This window comes from Pseudoalteromonas sp. 5Ae-yellow (assembly GCF_014077565.1).
Taxonomy (GTDB): domain Bacteria; phylum Pseudomonadota; class Gammaproteobacteria; order Enterobacterales; family Alteromonadaceae; genus Pseudoalteromonas.
Genome location: NZ_JACGWD010000060.1, coordinates 20,804 through 27,574, shown reverse-complemented (window position 1 = coordinate 27,574; position 6,771 = coordinate 20,804). Strand labels below are relative to the sequence as shown.

Annotated in this window: 6 protein-coding genes; 4 read left to right on the top strand and 2 right to left on the bottom strand. The window is 39.3% G+C overall.

The window, feature by feature from the left end; genetic code table 11:
• Positions 1–482: 482 nt before the first annotated feature.
• Together H4J63_RS15130 and H4J63_RS15125 are read right to left on the bottom strand one after the other, a co-directional pair.
• Positions 483–1,880 carry a heavy metal sensor histidine kinase gene (locus H4J63_RS15130; RefSeq protein WP_055018910.1) on the bottom strand — a complete coding sequence of 466 codons (1,398 nt, stop codon included), beginning with the start codon at positions 1,878–1,880 and terminating at the stop codon, positions 483–485.
• Entirely contained in the window at positions 1,870–2,556 is a 687-nt protein-coding gene (locus H4J63_RS15125; protein WP_004588805.1) for a heavy metal response regulator transcription factor, read from the bottom strand. The genes H4J63_RS15130 and H4J63_RS15125 overlap by 11 nt, the downstream gene beginning before the upstream one ends.
• 166 nt (positions 2,557–2,722) lie before the next feature.
• Here H4J63_RS15125 and H4J63_RS15120 point away from each other — a divergent pair, with 166 nt between their 5' ends.
• Genes H4J63_RS15120 through H4J63_RS15105 form a run of 4 tightly spaced genes read left to right on the top strand, consistent with a single transcriptional unit; the run spans position 2,723 to position 6,756 of the window.
• Entirely contained in the window at positions 2,723–4,546 is a 1,824-nt protein-coding gene (locus H4J63_RS15120) for a copper resistance system multicopper oxidase (RefSeq protein WP_069439209.1), read from the top strand.
• On the top strand, positions 4,543–5,406 hold the full coding sequence (locus tag H4J63_RS15115; RefSeq protein ID WP_055011431.1) for a copper resistance protein B: 864 nt from the start codon (positions 4,543–4,545) through the stop codon (positions 5,404–5,406). Before H4J63_RS15120 ends, H4J63_RS15115 begins: the two co-directional genes overlap by 4 nt.
• Before the next feature lie 22 nt (positions 5,407–5,428).
• A complete protein-coding gene (locus H4J63_RS15110; RefSeq protein WP_004588802.1) occupies positions 5,429–5,836 on the top strand; it encodes a copper resistance CopC family protein in 408 nt (135 codons plus the stop codon).
• A gap of 11 nt (positions 5,837–5,847) precedes the next feature.
• Complete coding sequence (locus H4J63_RS15105; RefSeq protein WP_182197365.1) at positions 5,848–6,756, top strand: copper resistance D family protein; 909 nt, start codon at positions 5,848–5,850, stop codon at positions 6,754–6,756.
• The last annotated feature ends 15 nt before the right edge of the window (positions 6,757–6,771 follow it).

Sequence of the window (6,771 nt, the reverse complement as noted above, 5' to 3'; positions counted from 1 at the left end):
AGCAAAAGCTGCTGCCACTGTGCGCTTGTTCTGTAAGTTTTCATCACCTGCTCCGAATTTATCATTGAGCAGGTATTTTTAGATAATCAGAACATCGATGCTAGGTGTGGTTCGCTAGACGCTTACAGCTGAGTCGGTGTTTGAGGCGTTACCAAGGCTTTTCTCTTATGCAGAGCCGTTCTTCGGCTCTAACTCATAATTGTCCAAAAACGAGTTTACCCGACCCTCCGCTTTTCGCTCAAATAAGACCCCGAAAAATGGCTCATATAGCTATCTAGGCCAACGCTTTCAAAAACAGAAGTATATTTCCGATAACTACCTTTGAATTCCTATAAACGGAAGTTTGCTTCCGAAATATAGCAATATTGGGTTAGAAACCGGAAGTTTACTTCCGTTTTGTACTTTAAGTTTATAAACCGGTGTTTAATGAAAGCTGGGAAGTCTAGAGGTACAAGCAAACATTGGGTTATTAAATTTAATAATTAGCTTTTAGCTAAATTTAGAAAAACTTTAAAGCTGGTAGTTTGATTATTTGAACTGACCTCTATATTTCCACCGTTTGCTTGCGCTAGAGCTTTAACTATTGCAAGCCCTAAACCAGCTCCATCGCTGTGTCGTTGGCGCGATTTATCGGGTCGATAAAAGCGGTCAAATAAATAAGGTAAATGCTCAGAAGGTATTCTCTCCCCAGTATTAATCACTGAAATACATATTTTTTCAGCGGTAAATATTTCACTATTTACTGTGATTGATGAGCCTTTTGGGGCATACCTTATTGCATTGGATAGGAGGTTTGATAATAATTGGCGAAAGTGTAATTTGTCACAATAAAAACAAAGGTTTTGACCTTTTTTCTTAAATGTAATCAATGAGTCTTCAGCCAAAGCATCAAAGTACTCAAATAATGCTTCAATTTCATCATGGCTTTTTAGAGTATTTTGAACGGGTTTAACCAGTCCATTCTGAGTTTTTGCAAGCCAAAGCATATCACTAACCATCTTAGTTAGTCGTTCCAGCTCTTCTAGATTAGAAAACAATAATTCTTGATACTCTAACAACTGTCTTTTTTTAGATAAACCAACCTGTGTTTGAGTGATTATATTTGTTAGTGGAGTACGTAACTCATGCGCAATATCACTAGAGAAATTTGATAAACGAATAAATTCACCTTGGAGCCTGTCGAGCATCGAGTTAAACGACTGCACCATATTAACAAGCTCAATAGGCACTTTATTTTCATCAAGCCTTACATCCATCTTATTAGTTTGGATGTCATGCATTTTCTGACTCAAACCTCGTAAAGGGTTCAATCCTTGATGTATAGCAAACCAAGCCACCAATAAAATGAGTACCGCAGAGCCAAACATAATAGCCCAAAGACTTTGTTGAAATTGATTGAGAAAGTGTAAATGAAAGCTCATGTCTATCGCTGTAGTAATTTTGTATTGCTGTTGCCCAGTACTTAAATTACTCACCAGAGCTCGGTAGGTGTGGGTATCATTTTGCCATGAGGTAATGTTGTTACGGTTAAAGCCAGCTGAAGCATTAGCACTCATTACAAAATCACTAAAATCTCGTTCAGAACTTTGAAAAATGAGCTCTCCTTTTGCGGTATTTACCTGATAGTAAACACCGTGATGACCCGCTACAGCGTTAGATAATTCATTTTTAAGTTTCAGGTTTGATTTATACTGTTGTCTTAAAACTAATTCAATAGATTGATTAATAACATGCAGTTCACTACTATCTTGCTGGAAAAAATGATGTTTTATCGAACTATTTATTAAGGTGGCAACTAAAGTTAAGCACGCAATAACGGTTACAGCGACAAACAACACAACACGCATCGTAAGTGATAAAGGCCGTGACTTAATAGCCATCAGTTTCAACCTCTAATTTATAGCCCATACCACGAACCGTATGAATTAATTTAACAGTAAAGTCATCATCAACTTTTGCTCTTAGCCTACGAATGGCAACATCAATCACATTGGTGTCGCTATCAAAATTCATATCCCATACTTGAGAAGCAATTAACGAACGTGGCAGTACTTCACCTTCGCGCCGTAACAATAGTTCAAGTAAGCTAAACTCTTTATTACTCAATAAAATACGCTTGCCTGCACGTTGTATTTTTCGCTTTGGAATATCCATTTCTAAATCAGCAACTATCAGTATATCGTCAACTGTTTGTACTACACCACGGCGAATAAGAGTGCGTACTCTTGCTAAAACTTCAGCAAAAGCAAAAGGCTTTATTAAATAGTCATCAGCACCAAGTTCGAGCCCCTTTACTCTATCGTCTATACTATCGCGAGCAGATAAAAATAGTACTGGGGTTTTGTTATCTGCTTCACGTAGCGACTGTAAAATTTTCCAACCGGATACGTCAGGTAACATGACATCAAGTATTATTACATCAAATAAGTCGGTCATTGCTAGGTGATGACCGTCAAGTCCATTGCGCGCCAAAGAAACCTGAAAACCAGCTTCACTTAGTCCCTGTTTTAAATAATCTCCTGTCTTTGATTCATCTTCAACAACTAATAAGCGCATACAATTCCTTCATTAAAGTCCTAACAACTACCTCTGCAAATATTATGCAGTATCTGTCACTACAGCAACATGACACCAACATTACAACTTTGTAATGTTCGCGTCATGTTTAAGACAGGTCTATTTTCTATACTCAATACATATTCTGGTATGAAGGAGTAAGGAAATGGGGTTTAAAAAGTCATCACAACAGGTTAGCACACCACGAAGACGATTTGTTCAAGGCTTAATTGCAGGAGGTGTACTTGCTGCTTTTCCGAGTGTATTACATGCTGCATCATCTTTAGTAGCAGGAACAATAACAGGCACTGTGCCCGAACTTAGCGGCAAAGTAATTGATCTGGTTATAGATGAATCGCCGGTTAACTTTACTGGCGTAGTACGTATGGCGACAACTATCAATGGCTCTATACCCGCCCCTACCTTGCGCCTCAAAGAAGGCGATGACGTTACTATTAGAGTAACAAATAAGTTATCAGTACCGAGTTCAATTCATTGGCATGGCATTATTTTACCGTATCAAATGGATGGCGTACCTGGTATCAGTTTTAAAGGCATTATGCCTGGCGAAACCTTTGTTTATAAATTTAAATTACAACAAAGCGGTACATATTGGTATCACTCACATAGTGGCTTTCAAGAAATGACTGGCATGTACGGTGTATTAATTATTGAACCGCGAGAAAAAGATATTATTAGTGCAGATAACGAGCATGTTATTCAATTATCTGATTGGACTGATGATGACCCAATGGCGCTGTTCCGCAAATTAAAAATACAGAGTGATGTATTTAACTTCAATCAGCCCACTGTTCCAGAATTTTTTGATGACGTTTCAAATAGCGGTGTTTCGAATGCTTTGCAACGCCGCAAAATGTGGAATCAAATGAGAATGAATCCTACAGATTTAGCTGACTTATCTGCATCAGCAATGACCTTTTTAATGAACGGTAGTACGCCAATGTCAAATTGGCGAGGAATGTTTAAAGTTGGAGAAAAAGTAAGACTTAGGTTTATTAATGGCTCAAGCAATACTTTTTTTGACGTTCGTATTCCCGAACTAAAACTAACAGTTGTACAAGCTGATGGGCAAAACGTTGAACCAGTGACAGTTGATGAATTTAGATTCGGCCCTGGTGAGACCTACGACGTAATTGTTGAGCCTAAAAATGATGCCTATACGATTTTTGCTCAAAGTATGGATCGCTCTGGTTACGCAAAAGGAACTTTATCAAGCTCGCCTAATATTGATGCGCCAGTACCTGCACTTGACCCTGTTGAATGGTTAACGATGACCGATATGATGGGCAATATGACCCACGGCGGTGAGCATTCTGCAATGGCAGGTATGGCTGGCATGTCAGGTATGAACTCTAAAGAAATGGATCATAGCGCTATGGAGCACGGTGCAATGGCGATGGATCATAGCAAACATGGTATGTCTGAAAACCCATTGGCAGTTGCCAGCCCTAAAGTGCGTCATGCCAAAACGGAGTATGGAGCTTCAGTTGATATGCGCGTTGATATGCCTAGAACAAATCTTGATGATCCTGGTATTGGTTTACGTAAAAATGGTCGCCGTGTTTTAACACTTGCAGATTTACACTCACTTGAAGGGATCACTAACCAGCAAGAGCCAGAAGCTGAAATTGAGTTGCATTTAACCGGAAATATGGAACGTTATAGCTGGTCATTTGATGGCTTAGAATTTGGTAAAAGCACGCCAGTGCATATGAAGCATAACCAACGTTTAAGAGTTATTTTACAAAACGATACCATGATGACGCACCCTATGCATCTGCATGGTATGTGGAGTGATTTAGAAAACGAGCAAGGTGATGTGCAAGTGCGACGTCATACAATACCTGTTCAACCCGCACAAAGAATCAGCTTTTTAACCACCCCTCACGATGTAGGGCGCTGGGCTTGGCATTGCCATTTATTATTCCATATGGATGCCGGCATGTTTAGAGAGGTAGTCGTATCATGAAACAATTAAAACTATCTAAATCATTTAGTTTATTAATGTTAACTGGGGCTTCATTAATTAGTTTCCCTTTATTAGCGCAAAGTGAAATGGCACAAATGAATAGCGCTAAGATGCAACCACAAGGAGGAAGTGCACCTAAAGATGCAAGAGACCCCCATGCTTACTCTGCGGGAACAACTTTAACAGAAGGCCCATATGCGCTTGAGGGCAATGAGCGATTAACACTCGCTGATGAGCATCCATTTTACGCATTACTAGGCGATCGTCTTGAATATAACGAGCAAGCAAACGCAGGTGTATTTGACTTACAAGCATGGTACGGCACTACCTTTGATCGATTGGTAATTAAAACCGAGGGTGATTTCAGCGAAGGAAGTATTGAAGAAAACCAAACCGATATTTTATGGGGTCATGCCGTATCAGCATATTGGGATACTCAAGCAGGTGTTCGTCTTGATTACAATAAAGAAGGTGAAAATCGGCAATGGTTGGCTTTTGGCTTACAAGGTTTAGCCCCTTATTGGTTTGAACTTGATATGACAGCATACGTAGGTGAGCGAGGCAATACCGCATTTACGTTAGAGGCAGAGTACGAACTACTACTCACGCAAAAGCTAATTATACAACCGCGAGCCGAAATTACACTTTATGGCAAAAACGATAAACAAAACGAGCTTGGAAGTGGCCTATCAAGCAGCGCGATTGGCTTTAGGGTTCGTTATGAATTTACACGCCAGTTTGCGCCCTATATTGGCGTTGAATGGAGCAATAAATTTGGCAATACCGCCGACTATGCCACATCAAGTGGACAAAGTAGCAACAACACCGCATTTGTTGCGGGTATTAAATTTTGGTTTTAATCATTTTAAATAAGAGGTAATTATGAAGTTTTTTAACTCTGCAGTAGCCATTTTAGGTTTAGTGCTTACATTTTCCGCATCAGCGCATATATCACTCAAGCAATCAATACCTGCACAAGAAGCCATGTTAATGCAAGGACCAGAGGAACTTTCGTTAATTTTTAGTGGTGAAGTAAGGCTAGCAAAAGTCATCATCAAAGATGAAAAAAATAAAACAATAAACTTTGATTTCAAACCCAGCGCCACCCCAAGCACAGACTTTAATTGGTCATTACCGAGCCTAGCCCAAGGCACTTACACGGTTAAATGGACAGCACTGGGTGGTGATGGACATAAAATGACTGGCACGTTTAGATTTATGGTACATAAAAATGAATCGCATAAGATGATGCAAGAACAATCTAATACCCACAGCAAACATAATCATTAAGTAGCAACATCATGCAATTAAGTGAATGGTCAGTGCTCTTACTATTATTAAAACTAGCAAGCTATATAGCAATTGTAGGGCTTGCGGGCACTTTATTAATGCGCTTTATGTGTGGCAACAGCAATGTTGCAGAGCATCACTTAATTAGCTTTCATCAGTTCTTAAAACGTTGGCAAATTACGTGTGTAGTTACAGGTAGTATTGCTGCACTTTTACAAGTACCTATAGAAGCTGGAGCAATGGCTGAATCAGGCTTTATGGGAATGTTTGACCCCTTTATGCTTGAAATTGTTTGGCAATCAGTCATAGGTGACCAAGCAAGGTTTAGAATACCAGCGCTTATTATTGCTCTAATTAGCGCATGTATGTGGAATGTGGAATCAGATGATAACGTAGCAGGTTATAAAAACGGTGCCGTTATACTAATCATGCTTGGGTTTATCGCTTATAGCTTCACTTTTACTGGGCACAGTGCAAACGAAAATGGGTTAGTGAAAAGTATTTTAACCTTTCACCTTATTGCCATTGCGAGCTGGTTAGGGTCATTGTGGCCGCTTTACAAAAGCTGCACTTTACTACCTACCAGTGAAGTAAAGCGGTTAATGCATTACTTTGGTCAACTCGCTATTGTTATTGTATTTGTACTACTTATTTCGGGCTTAACTCTGCTCCTGCAGTACCTAGAGTCATTTTCTGCATTGTTTACATCAGATTATGGGCAACTAATTTTATTAAAGCTGTTACTCGTCAGCGCGATGCTGCTCCTAGGTGCATGGCATAAGCTTTTTTTAGTCCCGCAAATCACTCAACAACACCATATAAGTATATTAAAACGCTCGATTACTGTTGAAATAGTAATTGCCCTGTTTGTACTTATTACAACAAGTGTATTTACCACACTTGTTGGTCCGCCTATTTAACGATTAATAAAAAGG